Below are 1,490 nucleotides of genomic sequence, written 5' to 3' on the forward strand. Positions count from 1 at the left end.
TAACGCTAAAACCAAATTAAGCCAATGGCAAAATTAACTAAAAAAAGAAAAGAGGCGAATGCTAAGTTTGACGCCAACAAAGCCTACTCGCTTACAGAAGCGGCTGGTGTTTTGAAGGAAGTTGCTTACACTAAATTCGACTCATCGGTGGACGTACACGTACGCCTCGGTGTTGACCCTCGTAAAGCTGACCAAATGGTTCGTGGTGTGGTTGCATTACCTCACGGAACGGGTAAAACTGTTCGTGTTTTGGTACTTTGTACACCAGATAAAGAAGCAGATGCGAAAGCAGCGGGTGCTGACCACGTAGGTTTGGACGAATACATCCAAAAAATCGAGCAAGGTTGGACTGATATTGATGTAATCATCACAATGCCAACTGTAATGGCGAAATTAGGTAAATTAGGTAAAATCCTCGGACCTCGTGGATTGATGCCAAACCCTAAGTCAGGTACAGTTACTTTGGATGTTGCAACTGCCGTTAAAGAGGTGAAAGCTGGTAAAATTGACTTCAAAGTTGACAAAACTGGTATCATTCACGCTTCTATCGGTAAAGTTTCATTCTCGCCTGAGAAATTGGCAGAAAATGCCACCGAATTGATTCAAACTTTGTTGAAATTGAAACCTTCGTCTGCAAAAGGTACGTACGTGAAAAGCATTTCACTTGCAAGCACAATGGGACCTGGTATCCAAATCGACAAAACAACCATTAATGGATTGTAATCATGACAAAAGAAGAAAAAGGAGCAATAATCGAAGAGCTTTCGGAGAAGTTTGCGAATACACCTTACTTCTATATCACCGATGCAAGTGGCTTAAACGTTGCGAAAACCAACGAATTACGTCGTCTTTGCTTTGAGCGTGGTATCGAGTACCGTGTAATCAAAAATACTTTGATTAGAAAGGCTCTCGAAAGTACAGATACTGACTATTCATCATTTGATGCGGAAGTATTGACAGGTTTCTCAGGCGTAATGTTCCACCAAGAGTCGGGCAAAGTAGCGGCGAAACTAATTAAGGATTTCCTTAAAGCAAACAAAAATAGCATCAAACTAAAAGGTGCATCAGTTGATTCAAGCATTTTCATCGGACACGACCAATTGGATACGTTGTTAACGTTGAAATCAAAGCAAGAATTGGTTGGCGAAATCATCGGTTTGTTGCAGTCACCTGCCAAAAATGTTATTTCTGGCTTACAAAGCGGTGGCAACAAATTGGCTGGTATCCTCAAAACTCTTTCAGAGAAAGAAGCAGCCTAAGCAATTTTCCGTTAATAGCCATCAACTGGCAGTTTTCGGTTAATCATTAAAAATTTATTATTATCTATTTTTTGTAAAAAACTTTTTAAAATCTATAAAAATGGCAGATTTAAAAGCATTCGCAGAACAGTTAGTAAACTTAACTGTAAAAGAAGTAAATGAGTTAGCTCAAATTTTGAAAGACGAGTATGGCATCGAGCCTGCTGCTGCTGCTCCAGTAATGGTAGCTGG

Annotated in this window: 2 protein-coding genes and 1 pseudogene; all 3 read left to right on the top strand. The window is 39.9% G+C overall.

Annotated features, from left to right (window positions below; genetic code table 11):
- Positions 1-24 precede the first annotated feature (24 nt).
- Positions 25-723 (top strand): 50S ribosomal protein L1, encoded by a 699-nt coding sequence (gene rplA, locus ACOVO2_RS00595; RefSeq protein ID WP_188766707.1) that lies wholly within the window; start codon positions 25-27, stop codon positions 721-723.
- A gap of 2 nt (positions 724-725) precedes the next feature.
- The gene (gene rplJ, locus ACOVO2_RS00600; RefSeq protein WP_188766706.1) at positions 726-1,259 is read left to right on the top strand and encodes a 50S ribosomal protein L10; all 534 of its coding nucleotides are present in this window, start codon (positions 726-728) and stop codon (positions 1,257-1,259) included.
- A 100-nt stretch (positions 1,260-1,359) separates the two neighbouring features.
- Positions 1,360-1,490: pseudogene (locus ACOVO2_RS00605) on the top strand (50S ribosomal protein L7/L12); the annotation flags it as partial.

The sequence above is a fragment of the Emticicia sp. genome, assembly GCF_049241225.1.
Taxonomy (GTDB): Bacteria; Bacteroidota; Bacteroidia; order Cytophagales; family Spirosomataceae; genus Emticicia.